This is a genomic window from Streptomyces sp. NBC_00576 (genome assembly GCF_036345175.1).
Taxonomy (GTDB): Bacteria; Actinomycetota; Actinomycetes; order Streptomycetales; family Streptomycetaceae; genus Streptomyces.
This window is the reverse complement of record NZ_CP107780.1, coordinates 3,761,792-3,778,182: the sequence shown is the minus strand read 5'-3', so window position 1 is coordinate 3,778,182 and position 16,391 is coordinate 3,761,792. Positions and strand designations below refer to the sequence as shown.

The window sequence follows — 16,391 nt, the reverse complement described above, 5'->3', positions numbered from 1 at the left end:
CCGTCCGTCCGTGTTTCTCGCCCCCGCCGCCCCTACCCGTCCCGTCCTCGGGGGGCGCTGCCCCCGAACCCCCGAACCCCCGAACTCCCGCTCCTCAGACGCCGGAGGGGCTGGGGGAGCAGCCCCCAGTTCAGGAACTCGCGCCCGCCTTCGTCGCGTCCCGCCCCCAGCTGGCCAGCAGGCGCAAGCCCTCCGCCGACGGTGATCCCGGTTCCGCGCTGTAGACGATCAGTATCTGGTCGCTGTCGTCCGGGAGCCTGAACGACTCGAAGTTCAGGGTCAGTTCACCCACCAGAGGATGCTGGAACCGCTTCACCCCGTGGCTCTTCTCCTTGACGTCGTGGGTCGCCCACAGCCGCCGGAACTCCTCGCTCTTCACCGACAGCTCACCCACCAGCGCGGACAGCCTCGGGTCCTCCGGATAACAGCCGGCATCCATACGCAGATGGCAGACGATGTCGATCGCCTTCTGCTCCCAGTCCAGGAACAGGTCGTGGTACTCGGGCCGCAGGAACACCAGCCGCGCCCAGTTGCGGTCCTGCGGCGGCAGCTCGGCCCAGTCCCCGAAGAGGGACGCGGTCATCGCGTTCCACGCCAGGATGTCCGTACGCCGCCCTGCGATGTACGCCGGTACACCGTCCAGCGTGTCGAGCAGTTGCCGCAGCGTCCCGCGTACGACCTGCGTCCGCACCGACGGCTTCTTCTTGTGCTGCTTCGGCTTGGCGAGGTGGGTGAGGTGGGCGTGCTCGGCGCCCGTCAGCCGCAGGGCGCGGGCGATGGCGTCGAGGACCTCCGCGGAGACGTTTCGCCCGTTGCCCTGTTCGAGTCGCGTGTAGTAGGCGACGGACACCCCGGCCAGCTGGGCGAGCTCCTCGCGGCGCAGCCCGGGCACCCGGCGGTGCCGCCCGAAGTCCGGCAGCCCCACGTCCTCCGGCTTGAGCCGGGCCCGCCGGGTGCGCAGGAACTCGCTGAGCTCGGCACGCCGGTCCAGCGCACCGCCGGTGTTCCGCCCGTTCGCGGAGGCGTTCGCCGGATACGCTGATTCGGGATGTTCGTCCATACGGTCCAGTATTCCCGGTCGTACGAACACGAGCCTGACCCCGCCAGTGGTAGGACCGCTGGACGTACGCAGAAGCGTGGACTGGGTGAAAGCTCAAACGTTCGGCACACTGGTTGTCGCACCCGGTCAGAAGGCGGCCGGGCGTGAACCCCCTCTAGGAGAACTCCCGGCATGACCACCACAGTCGCTGCATACGCCGCCCCCTCCGCCAAGGCTCCGCTGGAGCGCACCACGATCGAACGTCGCGAGGTCGGCGAGTTCGACGTGCTGATCGACATCAAGTTCGCCGGTATCTGCCACTCCGACATCCACCAGGCCCGCGAGGGCTGGGGCGAGGCCATCTTCCCGATGGTGCCCGGCCACGAGATCGCCGGTGTCGTCGAGGCGGTCGGCTCCGGCGTCACCAAGTTCGCGGTCGGCGACCACGTGGGCGTCGGCTGTCTGGTCGACTCGTGCCGCGAGTGCGAGAACTGCAAGGCCGGCCTGGAGCAGTACTGCCTCAAGGGCGGTGTCGGCACGTACAACGCCCTCGACAAGAACGGTGAGCCGACCTACGGCGGCTACTCCGAGAAGGTCGTCGTCGACGAGAGCTTCACCGTCCGCATCCCCGACGGCCTCGCCCTCGACGTGGCCGCGCCGCTGCTCTGCGCCGGCATCACCACGTACTCCCCGCTGAAGCACTGGAACGCCGGCCCCGGCAAGAAGGTCGCGATCCTCGGCATGGGCGGCCTCGGCCACATGGGCGTCAAGATCGCGCACGCGCTCGGCGCCGAGGTCACGGTCCTCTCGCAGTCCCTGCGCAAGAAGGAGGACGGCCTGAAGCTGGGCGCCGCGCACTACTACGCCACCAGCGACGAGGCCACCTTCAAGGAGCTGCGCGGCACCTTCGACATCATCCTGTCCACGGTGTCCGCCCCGCTGAACCTGGACAGCTACCTGTCGCTCCTCAAGACGGACGGCGCGTTCGTGAACGTGGGCGCCCCCGAAGAGCCTGTCGCGCTGAACCTCTTCTCGGTGATCGCCGGCCGCAAGACCCTCGCCGGCTCCGGCATCGGCGGCATCCAGGAGACCCAGGAGATGCTGGACTTCTGCGCCGAGCACGGCCTGGGCTCGGAGATCGAGCTGATCAGCGCCTCGGAGATCAACGACGCGTACGAGCGGGTCCTGGCGAGCGACGTCCGCTACCGCTTCGTGATCGACGCGGCGACGATCTGATCCGTCGGGTGAGACGCGGGTGATACGCGGGTGAGTCCCGTGTGAGGTGAGGGCCCCGGCGGGTGGTGAACGCCGGGGCCCTGCCTACGGGGCGTACGGTCATCCGGCCCCGCTGGTGTCGTCGAACGTCCACACGGCGTGGGCGCCCGGGCCGACGACCAGGGTCGAATGCCCGAGCCGTTCCTCGTGCCGGTGTTTCACGGGCCGGTTGAGGGACATCTCGACCCGTCGCATCCCCGCGTGTTCGCGCGCGACGACGTCGTAGCGGATCGTGGTGCCGCCGCCCTGCGCGACGACGCCGCCGTTCGCCACCGGCCGGACGGCGAACCCGCCGGCCCGCAGCAACGGCACCGTGGCGGCGAGGTCGCGTGCGGTGACGGCGAGGCGTACCGAGGTGACGTCCCGCATCAGGTGGTCGCGGTAGAGATCGGGCAGGTAACGCTCCCGGCCGACGTCACCGGGGAAGGCGGCCGGCTCGGTGTTGCTGCGCGGGTCGGCGAAGTACTCGGGCGTGTACTCCATCGCCCAGGCGCCGTACGCGTCGTACTGGAGGGTGGTGAGGACAGCGTCGAACCACGGCACCGGGACGCCGTCGCCGAAGTCCCGCGTCTGGCGGAACAGGACCGGGTCGGTGACCCCTTGCTCCCGCAACCGCTCGATCACGGTGGCCTGGTCACCGGCGCGCTCGGTCGACAGCCCCGTTCCGGCGGAGCCGAGGGTGCCGTCCTGGCCGGGTACGTCCCCCACCCCGAACAGCTCGAGATAGGTCTCGCGACCCATCAGATACCGGCCGGTCCAGGTCTCGCCGCCGGCCCCGGTCGTGGTGCGGACCTGGAAGTTGGCGAACTCCCGCAGATAGGCGGAGTGTTCGACGGCGTCGGCGGTCTCCCGGTCGAACACCCCGTAGGCGTGGTTGTAGTAGAGCAACTGCCGTTCAGGCGACGGTGGTTGGTCCTTCTGGGCGGGCGCCGCGTTCGCGGCGCCTCCCTGCACCGCCGCTGCGAGGGCCACCGCGATGACCATGATCATCCGTAACGTTCTTCGAAGCAGCATGCGAGCGATCGTAGGCCGGAGGATTTGCGTCCGCTGTCGGTTTTCGGGACGCCTGTGCCGGTGCTCGTACCCGTACCCGTACCCGTATCGCAGGTCGCTCGTGTCGCACAATTGCTTGGTGATCGACGGGACTTCGCCGACAACGGCCCGAGACTCGCCTCAGCTGGTCAAGGACGACGAGTTGACCGCGCACTCCGTCGTGGCCAACAGCACGATGAACCGCGAACGGGTGCTCACAGGCGTCAACAGCTACACGCGCGAACTCGGCTTCGACCCGGCCGAGTTCCTCGGCGGGTGCGGCCCCGCCCCCTCCTGGCTCGACCTGTGCAGCGGAGAGGGACTGGCCCTCCGCGCGGCGGCCCCGCACCTTCCACAGGCCACCACGATCACCGGCGTGGACCTGGTGGGCCCGCTGCGGCCGGCAGCCCTGCCCGACGGCCTCGAACTCATCACCGCCGACCTCGGCCAGTGGTCCCCGGCGCGCTGCTACCACCTCATCACCTGCGTCCATGGCCTCCACTACATCGGCGACCGCCTCGCCCTCCTGGAACGGGCGGCCTCCTGGCTCACCGACGCGGGCCTGCTGGTCGCCCACTTCGACCCCGTGACACTACGGCGCCCCGACGGCACCGACGCCTCCCGCCCGGTCCTCGCGGCACTGCGCGCCGCCGGCTTCGCGTACTCGGCCCGGCATCACCGGCTGACCCTGCGGGGCGGGAGGCCGGTCGGGCTTCCCTTCACCTACCTGGGCGCCGACCCCGACGCGGGCCCCAACTACACCGGGCAGCCCGCTGTCGCGTCGTACTACGGGGATCGGGGTGTGGGGCAGGTGGTGTAGCCGCGCAGCCCTTTCAGCGCACGGTGTCGCCGACGAGCACGAACGGGGCGCGAACCTCGCTGCCGTCCGGCAAGCGCCAGCCGGCGGTGACGTGCCCCTGAGCCTCGCTTGTGTCGATGCCCGGGGCCTGCTGCTCCGGCGTCGGGAGGGTGCGCGTCACTTGGAGGGTCAGGGAACCTGCAACGGTTTCCACGACCACGGCGGTGCCGTGCTGCCCATCGGTGACGGCAACCGACGCGACCTCGGCGGAGACCCCGGCCCCCGTGAAGTAACCGGTGACAGTGGGGTCGGGGGTGTCGCTCAACCCCTGGGCCTGCGCCTCGGCACGGCCTTGGAGGAACGCGAGGAGCTGACCGACGACCACCGGGTCGTGGGTCCCGTCGTACACCCACCGCTTGCCCAGCACCCCGTGCTCGGTCGTCCCGACGAGCGCCTGGTCGGCTCCGTCGAGCGGCGCGCCGCGGTAGCTGAGCGGCACGTGGTAGGAGACCGGCGTCTCGCCCGAGGCGTCAGTGACCACCATGAACTCGATGCCGACCTCCCCGTCCGGATCATCGAGCCGAAATCCGCCGACCTTGGTCAACTCCGGCTCACGCGCCCCACCGACGTACCAAGGCCGCGTGGGAAGCCAGGCCGCCAGCAGCTCCAGCTTGGTGGGGGTCAGGGTCGTGTGGTGGATGAGAGCCATGCCTCGTGAACTTCTTCCGGTGACGGAAGATTCCCCTCTGTTACCTCCTCCTGTTACCTCCTCAACAGCGCATCGGCGAAGTCGTCCGCCGACGCGGGTGACACGAACTCGCCTGGCGGAAGCTCGGCCTGCTGGCGATCAGGCCCCGACCGCCACGAGCACGCCGGCACCGGCCCACGCCAGTCCCGCGACCTGCAACTTCAGGTTGGACAACTCTCGTTGCGGGGTCACTCCTCCTGCTTCTGCTGCGCCGAGTGAGCCGCCGCTCGCAGGGCGCGTACGGCAGGCAGGTCGCGGTTCGCCGGGAGCCACGCGAGGAAGGAGACCGACTCACCGAGCTCGGGGACGTCGACATAGACGAGCCCCGGGCGTGGATAGAGGCGGCGTGCCGAGGCCGGAAGGAAAGTGATGGCCTGCCTTTGCAGGACCGCCAGGACCATGGCCTCGGTGTCCCGCACCAGGGGCCCGAATCGCACCCGAGTCCCGTCGGGTCGGGGATTGACGGTGAGGTGATCCCACCATGTACGGGGCACTTCCCGTGGCATGTCGACGACCATGCGGTCCGCAAGCTGAGCCAGTGTCAGAGTCTCCTCGCAGGCCAGGGGATCAGCTGCCGCCAGGCACACGACGCGCGATTCCGTGGCCAGTCGACAGCTCTGGAACCCTGAGGGCAGCGGACCGCGCAGGAACGCCGCGTCGACCTCTCCGTTAACCAGAAAGTCGAACTGCTGGACAAAGCCGAGGGTGCGCACCTCGACCTCAAGGTGGGGATGATGGTCACGTAGCTGGGCAAGCACAGCACTGGCATGCGGCATGGCGGCCTCAGCGCCGAGCGACCCGACCCGTACTTTTCCGGTTACCGCCCCGGCGTGTGAGTCGGCCACCTGAAGCAGCCGATCCAGCTTGTTGATGACCGCCCTGGACTCCTCAGCAACCGCGCGTCCCGCGGGCGTCAGCCGTACGACCCCACCCCCGCGTTCGATCAACGAGACTCCCAGGCGCTCCTCCAGAGCACGGATCTGCTGACTGAGTGCGGGCTGCGAGATGAACATGCGTGAGGCCGCCCGCCCAAAGTGCAGTTCCTCCGCCACGACGAGCAGTAGGCGCAGTTGGTGAACACTCGGATGACGCAGGCTTCGATGACGCCTGTTCCCGGCAACCATAGAGATGAGGTTATCGGACCATCGACGTATCCTCCCCGGTGCTTCTCTGGCGCAGTCGACCTGTTCCGGGTCAGCATGGCGGGGCGAGATCCGTGTTGCTTCGCAGTCCGACCCACTGCGAAAAATCGGGGGGAAGTCTCACTTGTTGCACCCCATATGCCCGATATGGCGGAGAAGCCTGCTTCCGATGCGGCATAGGTATGGGCATGGGCACGACTCGTCCCTCCGGCCCTACCCCCGATGGCCTGCACTGCACATCGCGCCGTGAGCGCCCAGGGGGTCACGGCGACGCCAACAGCGACGCCAACAGCGACGCCATCGGGGAACCACCACGCGTTCGACGGCAGCGTCCAGCCGGAGGTCGACACCCCACACTGCCCATCGCCAAGGAGGTATCCGTGCTCCGTCTGCACTTCACCGCCGACGACCTGAAGAAGATCCGGCTCCTGCGCCACCCTGATCCCACGTGGGAAATCATCTGCAGCATGTGCCGATTAAAGACCGACGAGGGGCAGACGGCGTTCGGTACGTGGCGGAGCACGACGCGTCACCGGCTGCTCCGTGACGAGAGGCTGCGCGCGGCTCTGTCTCCCCTGCGTGGGCTGGTGCCCAGCGTCGGCTACATCCCTGACTTCTTGACTCCCTCAGCCGCGGATGGACTCCCGGCAGCGCTGGACACGATCTGCAGCACTTCACCCCGTGAGGTCTCACACCAGCTCACCCGGCTGGACACCGTCCAGCGCGGGATCGGCAGGCCGGGCACGGCGCCACGCCCGAGCGACACCAACCTCCTTGTGATCGCCAGGGCCCTGGATACGTACTTCGAGACGACGGTTCGGCCGCACTGGCCGCGCATGCGTGCCGTGGTGGGAGCCGATGTGGACGTGCGCACAAGAACGTTGCTCGACGGCGGTGTCCAGGCGCTCCTCGAAGGTCTGGCTCCGTTCGCCCGGTGGCGGGACCCGGTCCTTGAGGTGGACTACCCGGTCGACCGTGACGTGTCACTGGACGGCCGGGGGCTTCTCCTCATTCCGTCCTTCTTCTGCTGGCGGCGTCCGACCGCCCCGGCCAACCCGGCACTCCCGCCCGTCCTCGTCTATCCGGTGGCCAAGAGTCCTTGGGACCTGGCCCAACCGTGGGGAACGGGGGCCGCCCGTCTCCTCGGGCGCACCCGTGCCGCCATCCTGTCCGCCATCGCCCGCCGGGACGGCCGCACGTCCTCGGACGTCGCTCACGCCGTCGGGGTCGCTCAGTCCAGCATCTCCTACCAGATCACAGTCCTGCGCGAGAGCGGTCTGGTCAGCAGTCAGCGCAGTGGGAAGTGCGTTGTTCATACCGCCACGCCGCTCGGCCTGCAGATCCTCGAAGCCGGCCACTGAGGTTTTCGGCTCAGCGTCGGATGGTGATCTCCGCCGTATGCCGGGCCCCCTGACTTGACGTGGCGGGTGCTGCGGACGGCTCGTCCTCTGCGCCCGGCAGGCCTCCCGGGCGTGACACCCGGAAGGCCCGACGGCGGGAGTGCGACGGTCAGAAGCCGCAGTTGGTGACCCACTTGTGGGAGGAGATGCGGTCGTTCCACTCCGACGGGATGTTGCCCGAGCCCCCGTTGGGAGCGCAGGTGGAGGCGCCCACGTAATTGATGTCCGCGTACACGCGCACGTCGCCGAAGGAGCCCGGGTAGCCGCTGTTCGACCAGAGGGGGCTGAGTTCGTATGCCGAGGAGTTCGCGTAGTTCGCGGACCCGAAATGCCGCGACGCACACGAGTTGTTCACGTTCTCGTTGTCGATCTTCACGGAACAGGGCGGGGCTGAGGGCCCGAGAGCAATTACCGTGCCCGGAAGATCGACGGACCGCACAGTTCCGGCACAGGGACATGCGTGACATCCGTGCCGCTCCCGCGGCCAAGTCCAGCGCCGGAGTTCAGAGTTCAGAAAACGTTCTGGAGACAAGCCCGATGAAACTCGCCAAGCGAATCATCCTCACCACCACAGCTCTCGCCGCCGTATCGGCCGGCACGCTCCTGAGTGCGACGGTCGGCCAGGCCGCGGTCTCGCAGCCCGCCCGCCACGGTGTCGACGCTCCCGCCGCGCTGAAAGTCCCCGACGGCAACAGACTGACCGGCGTTTTCTCCGCCGAAGGCGTCCAGACCTACACCTGCACCGACGGCGCCTGGAAGCTGCTGGAGCCCGCCGCCACCCTCTGGGCCAAGAACGACCACTCCCGCCGTGCCGTGGCCCTCCACTCCCGCGGCCCGGTCTGGGTGTCCACCGTGGACGGCAGCGCGGTCAACGCCGCCGCCGTCGCCAACTCCCCCAAGACCGGCACGATCCCGGAGCTCCTCCTGAAGTCGACCGCCACGCGCGGCACCGGTGTCTTCGCCGACGTCTCCTACATCCAGCGCCTCAACACCCGCGGCGGCGTCGCCCCTGCCGCTGCCTGCACCGGCACCGACCAGGTGAGCGTTCCCTACTCCGCGACGTACACGTTCTACAAGCCGACCAAGTAGTCATCGCTCGTCATCGCTCGTCAACTTCCTTGAATCCAGGGCCACAAGCGACGTAAGCGACGGTCCCCGGTACCGCCAGGCACCGGGGACCGTCGCGTACCCGGCTGATGCGGGCATTCCTCGCCGGCACAGACCAGCCCTTTCCAACTGCTCCAACGGGACGAGTCGCCGTGTCGCCGTGGCGCCGCATGGGGGCGACGCCACGGCCAGTCGGACGAGGGCGCAGACTCCCGCAGAGTCCGCACCGCTCGCCCGCTCGCCCGCTCGGACAGCGTTAGCGCAGGTCATGACACCGGCCGAGTGCGGTGCGGCGTACCAGACGTCCACGGTCGGATCGTCATGCGGTGGCGCAGGAGCCACCGCTGTACAGCCATCCGATCTGGCCACGCCGATCGGGCAGGAGACACCGATCCCGACGAGGCCGCGCGGCCATGCCCCTCGGCTGCCGCGTCCGCCCGGGTGTCGTGGCCGGGGATGCGGAGCCTGGGGGAAGGGAGGACGATGGAAAAGCAGGCCGCGGCGCGATCACTGTCCTGGGGGACGTGGAGATGCGACATGCCGGTTCACAAGGTCCGCCCGGACATCAGCGTTCTGACTGACAGCCTTGAGGTGCCGGGGATTGGGCACCTCCCGGTGAACGCCTTCGTACTGCTCGCTGCGCAGCCCGTCGTCATCGACACGGGACTCGGTCTGCCCGACCGGAACTTCCTGGAGGCGGTCGGTTCCGTGGTGGATCCGGCCGATGTGCGATGGATCTGGCTCACGCACCCGGATCGTGATCACACGGGTGGGATCTTCGACCTCCTCGCTGCGGCGCCCGAGGCGCGTGTCGTGACCACGTTTCTCTCCGCCGGGCTCATGTCCTGTGAGCGGCCGCTGCCGCTAGATCGTCTGTATCTGCTCAATCCGGGCCAGAGCCTGGATGTCGGCGACCGTACCCTCACGGGGTTCAGACCGCCGTTGTTCGACAACCCGGCGACCGTTGGCCTCTTCGACGACCGGTCGGGCGTCTGTTTCAGCTCCGACTGCTTCGGTGGGCCGATGTCCAGTACCGAACTGGCACAGGCTGACGACGTCCGCGCGGTCGGGGTCGAGGACTTGCGGGCCGCACAACTGCTGTGGGCCACGGTCGACAGCCCGTGGGTGCACAACGTGGACGTCCAGAAGTTTCTCGATACCTTCCGACTGCTGCGGGACAGGAATCCGGAGCTCGTCCTCTCCACGCATCTGCCGCCGGCCCCGGGAGTAACCGGGGCGATGATCGACACGCTGGGCTCGGCACCAGGAGAATCGGCGTTCATTGGGCCGGACCAGGCGGCGCTGGAACAGATGCTGGCCGGGTTCGAGCCCACCGGCGGTGCGCACCAGCCCGCACCCGGCAGCCCGGCATGACTCCAACGCCGCCTCGGGCAGCGGCCGAGTTCCGATGCCGGAGCAACACCGGTCGGGCGAGACACCCCCGAGTGCGTCTCGACGGGGTCACGGCCTCACGGCGTGTAGTAGGCGGCGTACTGGGCCGAGTGTCCCTCGACAGAGAAGGCGTCGAAGTCGCCGGCCGCCTCAGCGTGCGGCAATCGCCGCAGCGCCGTGCTCCTTGTCCGCGCGTGGCGACCGGGGCGCCAGCGCTCTGGAACGTGTCACGCCGATCGCGCAGCGCCCGCTGATCAGCCGGTGTGCCGGTCCGTGGAGAGTAGCCACCACCACCGTCGGCGTTCCGTGACGAGGGTGGCGGCCACCAGGAGAGACACGAGGACTGCCGCATAGACGGGCCATACCGACCACGCGGCGATCACGGCAGCAGCGAGTTGGAGCAGCACGAGCAGGATCGTGACCGTACCCGAGACAGGGATGATCACCTGTGCCTTGTCCCCCGGCGTCGAGAAGACGGTCGGCAGACCGACCAGCACCACCACGGCCAGGACGGCGAGCAGCCACGAGTACGTGGACAAGGCCCACGGGGTGGCCACCCAGGCGACGAGTTCCGCGGCGAAGCGCAGAACGGATGGGATGCGGTCGTCCGGTCTTTCCATGTACGCCCCCCAGACTGTGCCGAAGACTGTGCCGACCAACAGCGGGAGATCCTACGACGAGTCACGCGACGCCAAGAGCCCAGCCCAGTAGGCGGCTCAGTCACAGCCGCTCCCACCACCACAGCTGAAGTTGCTGCCCGAGCCGGTGTCGGAGTCGGAGTCGGAGTCGGAGTCCAGGGCCTTGCCCATGCGGATCAGAGCCCGGCCCAGACCGGACGGGACCGGCCGTGCGCTGACGACGCCGCGTCGGACCGGGCCGTTCGGGAGGGCAGCGGGACCGCCGAAGACGTAGTCCGCCAAAATCCTCGCCCTGCTGGGCCGCCCGTAGTCGCCGTCTGCCCAGCCGCGTCAGTCGGCGCCCGGTCTCCTTCGCCAGGCTCCGCGCAGCGAGCCGGGCCGTGCTCACAGACCTTTTGAGGCGCTGCTCTCCTGGGCTTCGAGAAGCTCGTCAGCGTGCTCGATCGCCCAGCGGCCGAGCGTCATCATCGGGCCCTCGACCAAACTCTGTCCCAAGCTGGTCAGGGCGTACTCGACGCGAGGCGGCGCCTCGGCGTGTGCGTGGCGTTCGACCAGTCCGGCGGCGAGCAGACGGTGCAGGGACTCGGTAAGAACCTTGTCGCTGATGCCACCGATCGCGGTGCGCAGCTCACGGCGTCGGCGCGACCCCACGCGAAGAGCCGCCAGTACGACGGGATCCCAGGTGTGGCTGAAGAGATCAGTGGCCGCGCGCAGACGGCAGTCGGCGACGAAATCGAGGCAGTGGGCGTCGTGATCAGTCATCTCGCCGCCCATCATCCGGTGTTGGTCACGCACCGATCAGTGCGTAACGCTCTGCATACCGTGCCTACCCAACCAATCACTGTTTGAGAGGCGGCGACGATGCGCATCGGGATCCTGGGAACGGGGACACTTGCGGCGGCCCTGGGCGAGGGCTGGGCACGTGCGGGGCATGAGGTGGCGATCGGCGGGCGGTCGCAGGTGAAGGCGGAGAGGCTTGCCGAGCGGCTGGGGCACAGGGTGCTCGCCGTTCCGCCGCGTGAGGTGGTCGTCGGGCGCGATGCGGTGCTGCTCGCCGTGTCATGGGACGGTGTCGAGGACACTCTGAAATCGGTGGGCGCGTCGGACGGCGTACTCGACGGGACGCCGTTGATCGATCCCACGAACGCTGTCGCACATGGTGTCGGCACTCTGCTCACCGGACAGGGGGAGTCGATGGCGGGGCGGATCGCCGGGCTCGCTCCAGGCGCCCAGGTCGTGAAGGCGTTCCATCTCTTCCCCGCCGGCCAGTGGACAAGCCCGCCCGACGGCGGCCGGTCCCGGGTGACGGTGGCGATGTGCGGCGACGACCCGACGGCGCTGCGTGTCGTCGGCGAACTGGTCCGTGACGTCGGCGGGATCCCGGCGACTCTGGGGGCGCTGGATCGCGTCCGTCAGTTGGAGGAGGTGGCGGGTTTCGTCATCGGCCTGGCTTTCGCGGGCTTCGACCCCAACTCCGCCGTCCCTCAGGTCCCTTCACAGTCATCGGGTGCGTAGTAGGCGGCGTACCAGGCCGAATTCCCTGCGACGGAGAAATCCTGTCCTTCGGCAGGCCGATCACGTGACGTTGCCGCCACCGAGGCAGGAGACTGGCCTGATGGAGTTGATCTTTTCCGGCCGAGTGGTCGAATGGCGCGGACCGTCGCCGTACTACTTCGTTCCTGTGCCGGACGAGGATTCCGCCGACATCCGCGAGGTGGCCGCAATGGTCACCTACGGCTGGGGCGTGATCCCAGTAGAGGTTCAGATGGGCGAGGTCGTCTTCCAGACATCACTCTTCCGTTGCTTTGATCATCAAGTGCTCTCAGTAATCCCGGCGTTTCTGCCGGAATGGTCCGTAACGGTTTCACCAGAGTGCGAGTTGCGTCCTGGTGGCCTGTTGACGGTCTCCCGTTTCCTTCCCGGCCCGGGGGCTGGGGATTGCGCCACCTGCCTGCCCCGTCCCGGCTTTGCGGCGCGGGCGGGTGGTGCGGGTCTTGCGGTCGGCTCCACGGGGCTTCGACTCCGCCTCGACGGCGTTGTCCAGGTCTCCGGCCACTCCGGTACCTGTCGTGCGGGCCGCGAGGGCGACCAGGTTGTGTCCTGCGTTGGCGTCCCGGTCAAGGACGAGGCCGCAGTTGTCGCACTCGAAGACGCGCATGCTGAGGGGCAGTTTGGCTTTCACCACACCGCAGCGTGAGCAGGTCTTCGAGGAGGGGAAGAAGCGGTCGGCGACGACAAGGCGCGTACCGTGCCGACGGGTTTTGTAGGTGAGCTGGCGTCGGATCTCGCCGAACGAGGCATCCGCGATCCGGCGGGACAGGCGCCGGTTGCGGCCCATTCCGGCGACGTTGAGGTCTTCGACGACGATCGTGCCGTACTGGGAAGCGAGGCGGGTCGTCATCTTGTGGAGGGTGTCCTCGCGGAGGTTCGCGACCCGGTGATGGATCTTGTTCCGCGCCTGATTGGCCTTTTCCCAGCGCTTCGATGCCTGCTGCCCGGTGCGCCGGTCCGGCCCCTGTCGGCGCGAGACGGCACGGCTGGCATGGCGCAACTGCTTCTGGGCGCGGTCGAGGTGGCGTGGGTTCGGCTCCTCGCTGAGAACACCGTCGCTGTCCGCGTAGACGGCGAGGGTCTTGATGCCGAGGTCGATACCGACCGCCGCATCCGGACGGGTCACTTTCACCAGCTGGTGCTTCTGCTCGACCTGGAGAGACACGAACCAGCGGCCCCGGTCCAGGCATGCGGTCGCAGACAGGACCCGCATGTTCCCCGCGTCGATAAGAGCTCGCAGGTCAGCTCGGTTCTCGTGGAGGCGCACGGTGCCGATCCTGGGCAGGGTGATGTGCCTGCCGTCAGGCTCGATGCGGATCGTTCCGGTGGTGAACCGGCAGGCCAGGCACGCTTTCCGTTTCGGCTTGAAGCGGGGGATACCCATCTTTGGGCCCTTGCGCTTGCCGCTCTTCGACTTCGCATAGTTGTCGAACGCCGCCGACGCGTTTGCCAGGCCGGTGTTGTACGCCTCCTTGGAGTTCTCCTCCCACCAGCCGGCAAAACGCGCGTTGATGCGCTTGTCCTCGTTGAACGCCTTGCGCAGAGAGGGCAGCGACCACGACCGCCACGGCGTCAGCTCGTCCTCGCAGATGCCGTACGACTGCTCGGCCTTGCGCTGCCACCACGCGGCGGTGATGTACGCGACCGCCCAGTTGTACGCTGCTCGCGCGGCACCTGCGTGCGAGTGCAGGTGGCGGGTGGTCGTGGCGTTCGGGTCCAGTGCGAGCTTGTGCGCGAGGACGGTGAAACCCGGCTGCGGCGTGAATTTCTTCATCCGGCCGCCTCCGGACCAGTGGCGGCGGCGACGGCCCGGGCGGCGCGGTTGTGCGCGGAACTACGGCCGTACAGGCGGGCGCACATCGAGGTCAGGACCTCGGTGATGTCCCCTGCGAGGTCGTCGGCGGTCTCTGCCGGGTCGAGGACAAGCAGGCGCCGTCCGGTGGCGGAGAGAGCGGCTTCCAGGTGTTCGACGCCGAACCGGGCGAGGCGGTCCCGGTGCTCGACCACGATCGTCCCCACACCCGGATCGGCGAGCAGCCGGTGCAGCTTGCGGCGGCGCCCGTCCACCCCCGAGCCGACCTCCGTCACCACATCAGCGACCGCATACCCCTGGGCCGTTGCACCCTGCACGGTACGGGCGACCTGACGTTCCAGGTCCGCTTCCTGGTCACCGGACGAGACACGGCAGTACGCCACGACCCGCCCGGCAGCCGACGCGGCGGGCTCGGTCACCAGCCAAGTACCGGACGGCGTCTGGACGACCGGGACCGGCATACGGCCCTCTCTCGCCCAGGTCCACGCGGTCTGGTAATGCACGCCGTTGCGTACTGCCCACTCGGAAAGCTTCACGACATCAGGCTATTCACTGAGAATACTGGATATCCACTGAAAGAAATGGGAACTGTTGTCCACCCCAAGGACAGCGGCTACCTGCTGCCCCTCAAGGTCGCTGTGCGCAAGCAGTGCGCCCTTGCAGCAGGGGATGACGTGACAGTGAAGATGACCGTCTCCCTCCAATGAATCCCCACCCCGCCAGGGTCCGCAGTCACAGTGCCGGTGAACTGGTTGTGGTCTGCCCGTGCGGCTTGTTGATCCATGTTGGCGACAGTCGTCTACCGGTTTCCAGCCAGACGCCGTAGCATCTCGACGACGTTCTGGATCGTCAACTCGACTTGTTGGCGGGCCTGTTGGGATACAGCAGTGCGCGGGGGAGTGACGATGGGGGCTCGAAATCCATGGGGCGAGATCCCGGAAACCGTGCCGGGCGCGGCGGTGGAGCGGCAACTCGGCGCCGGTCGATACGCCTTTCGCACACGGACCAGTGCGGTGTCCTGGTGGGGCTCGTTCATGCTCCTCCTCGTCACGGCGTTCTGCGTGATGATGTTTTTCGTCATCAGTGGTGAGAGTGAATGGACGAACGCGATCCTCTTCATCATCCTCGGCGCGTGCACCTTTCTCGGGGCGATTGCCGTCCCCCTGGTCGCACGGTTCAGACCGGTCGCATGGTGTGCCGTTTTCGAGAATGGTGTCGTCTACCAGTACGGTTCGCAGCCACCGATCGCCGGGGCCTGGGACGAGATCACCGGATGTCAGCGTCAGGCGACGGACCTCGTACGCAACGGGGTCACCATGTCCACTACACATTCCGTGTACGTCCAGATGCCCGTCGGCAACTTCATGGTGTCGGGTGACACACCCGACGCTCAGGAAATCGGCGCCCTGATCGCGAACAGCTGGGTCGCGATCCAGAACCGGATCGCCGAAGAGGACGCCACGGTCCGAATGGCCGAACTGGGCGCGTTGTTGGAGACCGGTGGGCGAGTGGAGTTCGGGCCGTTCACGGTGAGCCTGGCCGGACTCGAGCACGAGGGCACTGTCATGGACTGGAAGAAGATCAGCGAGATCGAGCTGATGGGATCGACCGTCTGCGTGGTGGTGACCGGTGAGCGTAAGCCGGTCCGAGAGCCGGTCGAGGCCGTGCCGGACGCTGTTCTGTTCCTCACCGTGTCGGACGCCTTGTGGCGGGCTGCGCGGCAGACCGGGTGAGTCGGAGGCCGCTCGTCCCGACCACTACCCATCAGAACTGAGCTGGCCCCGCGGACCAGGTCGGCAGGGGCTGTCGGGCGGGCACGGAATCGCCTGGAACCCTCGCGCGTTGAGGGGAGTGGGCATGGCATGCCGGTGGTGTGTGAACCGAGTGGCCCGAGTGACCGAGCTACAGATACTGGAGGGGCCTCGATGACTGCGCAGACGCAGAGGGCGGTGCTGGCGGGTGGATGCTTCTGGGGGATGGAGGACCTGATCCGCCGACTCCCGGGCGTGACGGCGACCCGGGTCGGATACACCGGCGGGGACGTGGCGAACGCGACGTACCGGAACCACGGCACGCACGCGGAGGCCATTGAGATCCTTTTCGACCCCGCGGGCACCGATTTCCGCGCCCTCCTGGAGTTCTTCTTCCAGATCCACGACCCCAGCACCAAGAACCGCCAGGGCAACGACATCGGTCTCAGCTACCGCTCGGCGATCTACTACGTGGATGACGAGCAGAAGCGGGTCGCCGAGGACACGATCGCTGATGTGGACGCCTCCGGACTGTGGCCGGGCAAGGTCGTCACCGAGGTGGAGCCGGTCGGCCCTTTCTGGGAGGCCGAGCCCGAGCACCAGGACTATCTGCAGCGTTACCCGAACGGCTACACCTGCCACTTCCCGCGCCCGGGATGGCGACTGCCCGCCCGCACGGAGGGCTGACCGCGCGGCGGCCAGGC

The 16,391-nt window shown here is 68.1% G+C and carries 19 protein-coding genes and 1 pseudogene; 10 read left to right on the top strand and 10 right to left on the bottom strand.

Features of this window, described 5'->3' with window-relative positions:
* Positions 1-130 precede the first annotated feature (130 nt).
* Positions 131-1,060, bottom strand: coding sequence for a helix-turn-helix transcriptional regulator (locus OG734_RS15905; RefSeq protein ID WP_330288158.1), 930 nt, complete (start codon positions 1,058-1,060; stop codon positions 131-133).
* Positions 1,061-1,231: 171 nt separating this feature from the next.
* Here OG734_RS15905 and OG734_RS15900 point away from each other — a divergent pair, with 171 nt between their 5' ends.
* Positions 1,232-2,275: an NAD(P)-dependent alcohol dehydrogenase gene (locus OG734_RS15900; protein ID WP_330288157.1), complete on the top strand. Its 1,044-nt coding sequence runs from the start codon at positions 1,232-1,234 to the stop codon at positions 2,273-2,275.
* Positions 2,276-2,374: 99 nt separating this feature from the next.
* Here the strand turns inward: OG734_RS15900 and OG734_RS15895 are convergent, their stop codons facing one another.
* The gene (locus OG734_RS15895) at positions 2,375-3,304 is read right to left on the bottom strand and encodes a DUF5829 family protein (protein WP_330293670.1); all 930 of its coding nucleotides are present in this window, start codon (positions 3,302-3,304) and stop codon (positions 2,375-2,377) included.
* Positions 3,305-3,446: 142 nt separating this feature from the next.
* Here OG734_RS15895 and OG734_RS15890 point away from each other — a divergent pair, with 142 nt between their 5' ends.
* Positions 3,447-4,166, top strand: a complete 720-nt coding sequence (locus tag OG734_RS15890; RefSeq protein ID WP_330288156.1) for a class I SAM-dependent methyltransferase — start codon at positions 3,447-3,449, stop codon at positions 4,164-4,166.
* Positions 4,167-4,179: 13 nt separating this feature from the next.
* Here the strand turns inward: OG734_RS15890 and OG734_RS15885 are convergent, their stop codons facing one another.
* Together OG734_RS15885 and OG734_RS15880 are read right to left on the bottom strand one after the other, a co-directional pair.
* A complete protein-coding gene (locus OG734_RS15885) occupies positions 4,180-4,854 on the bottom strand; it encodes a maltokinase N-terminal cap-like domain-containing protein (RefSeq protein WP_330288155.1) in 675 nt (224 codons plus the stop codon).
* 227 nt (positions 4,855-5,081) lie between these two features.
* Entirely contained in the window at positions 5,082-6,017 is a 936-nt protein-coding gene (locus tag OG734_RS15880; protein ID WP_330288154.1) for a LysR family transcriptional regulator, read from the bottom strand.
* A 398-nt stretch (positions 6,018-6,415) separates the two neighbouring features.
* Here OG734_RS15880 and OG734_RS15875 point away from each other — a divergent pair, with 398 nt between their 5' ends.
* Positions 6,416-7,396, top strand: coding sequence for an ArsR/SmtB family transcription factor (locus OG734_RS15875; RefSeq protein ID WP_330288153.1), 981 nt, complete (start codon positions 6,416-6,418; stop codon positions 7,394-7,396).
* Positions 7,397-7,544: 148 nt separating this feature from the next.
* Here OG734_RS15875 and OG734_RS15870 read toward each other — a convergent pair whose 3' ends face one another.
* A complete protein-coding gene (locus tag OG734_RS15870) occupies positions 7,545-7,811 on the bottom strand; it encodes a hypothetical protein (protein WP_330288152.1) in 267 nt (88 codons plus the stop codon).
* 161 nt (positions 7,812-7,972) lie between these two features.
* On the opposite strand from OG734_RS15870, the gene OG734_RS15865 reads away from it, so the two are divergent.
* A complete protein-coding gene (locus OG734_RS15865; protein ID WP_330288151.1) occupies positions 7,973-8,524 on the top strand; it encodes a DUF3455 domain-containing protein in 552 nt (183 codons plus the stop codon).
* Positions 8,525-9,079: 555 nt separating this feature from the next.
* The gene (locus tag OG734_RS15860) at positions 9,080-9,916 is read left to right on the top strand and encodes an MBL fold metallo-hydrolase (RefSeq protein ID WP_330288150.1); all 837 of its coding nucleotides are present in this window, start codon (positions 9,080-9,082) and stop codon (positions 9,914-9,916) included.
* Positions 9,917-10,188: 272 nt separating this feature from the next.
* Here OG734_RS15860 and OG734_RS15855 read toward each other — a convergent pair whose 3' ends face one another.
* The 3 genes from OG734_RS15855 to OG734_RS15845 all read right to left on the bottom strand — a co-directional run bounded on the left by OG734_RS15855 (position 10,189) and on the right by OG734_RS15845 (position 11,334).
* Positions 10,189-10,554 carry a hypothetical protein gene (locus tag OG734_RS15855; protein WP_330288149.1) on the bottom strand — a complete coding sequence of 122 codons (366 nt, stop codon included), beginning with the start codon at positions 10,552-10,554 and terminating at the stop codon, positions 10,189-10,191.
* Between the two features lie 96 nt (positions 10,555-10,650).
* Complete coding sequence (locus OG734_RS15850; protein WP_330288148.1) at positions 10,651-10,854, bottom strand: hypothetical protein; 204 nt, start codon at positions 10,852-10,854, stop codon at positions 10,651-10,653.
* Between the two features lie 102 nt (positions 10,855-10,956).
* Positions 10,957-11,334: a winged helix-turn-helix transcriptional regulator gene (locus tag OG734_RS15845; protein WP_330293669.1), complete on the bottom strand. Its 378-nt coding sequence runs from the start codon at positions 11,332-11,334 to the stop codon at positions 10,957-10,959.
* 99 nt (positions 11,335-11,433) lie between these two features.
* On the opposite strand from OG734_RS15845, the gene OG734_RS15840 reads away from it, so the two are divergent.
* Both OG734_RS15840 and OG734_RS15835 read left to right on the top strand, forming a co-directional pair.
* A complete protein-coding gene (locus OG734_RS15840; protein ID WP_330288147.1) occupies positions 11,434-12,087 on the top strand; it encodes an NADPH-dependent F420 reductase in 654 nt (217 codons plus the stop codon).
* Between the two features lie 100 nt (positions 12,088-12,187).
* Positions 12,188-12,370 (top strand): annotated as a pseudogene (locus tag OG734_RS15835) (DUF1905 domain-containing protein); the annotation flags it as partial.
* Positions 12,371-12,436: 66 nt separating this feature from the next.
* Here the strand turns inward: OG734_RS15835 and tnpB are convergent.
* Both tnpB and OG734_RS15825 read right to left on the bottom strand, forming a co-directional pair.
* A complete protein-coding gene (gene tnpB / locus OG734_RS15830) occupies positions 12,437-13,897 on the bottom strand; it encodes an IS607 family element RNA-guided endonuclease TnpB (protein ID WP_330288146.1) in 1,461 nt (486 codons plus the stop codon).
* Positions 13,894-14,472, bottom strand: coding sequence for an IS607 family transposase (locus tag OG734_RS15825; protein WP_330288145.1), 579 nt, complete (start codon positions 14,470-14,472; stop codon positions 13,894-13,896). The genes tnpB and OG734_RS15825 overlap by 4 nt, the downstream gene beginning before the upstream one ends.
* A gap of 45 nt (positions 14,473-14,517) precedes the next feature.
* On the opposite strand from OG734_RS15825, the gene OG734_RS15820 reads away from it, so the two are divergent.
* The 3 genes from OG734_RS15820 (at position 14,518) to msrA (ending at position 16,374) form a co-directional block, all read left to right on the top strand.
* On the top strand, positions 14,518-14,643 hold the full coding sequence (locus OG734_RS15820) for a DUF1905 domain-containing protein (protein WP_330288144.1): 126 nt from the start codon (positions 14,518-14,520) through the stop codon (positions 14,641-14,643).
* A gap of 198 nt (positions 14,644-14,841) precedes the next feature.
* Positions 14,842-15,669 carry a DUF6585 family protein gene (locus OG734_RS15815; protein ID WP_330288143.1) on the top strand — a complete coding sequence of 276 codons (828 nt, stop codon included), beginning with the start codon at positions 14,842-14,844 and terminating at the stop codon, positions 15,667-15,669.
* 192 nt (positions 15,670-15,861) lie between these two features.
* Positions 15,862-16,374 carry a peptide-methionine (S)-S-oxide reductase MsrA gene (gene msrA / locus OG734_RS15810; RefSeq protein WP_330288142.1) on the top strand — a complete coding sequence of 171 codons (513 nt, stop codon included), beginning with the start codon at positions 15,862-15,864 and terminating at the stop codon, positions 16,372-16,374.
* Positions 16,375-16,391: the final 17 nt, after the last annotated feature.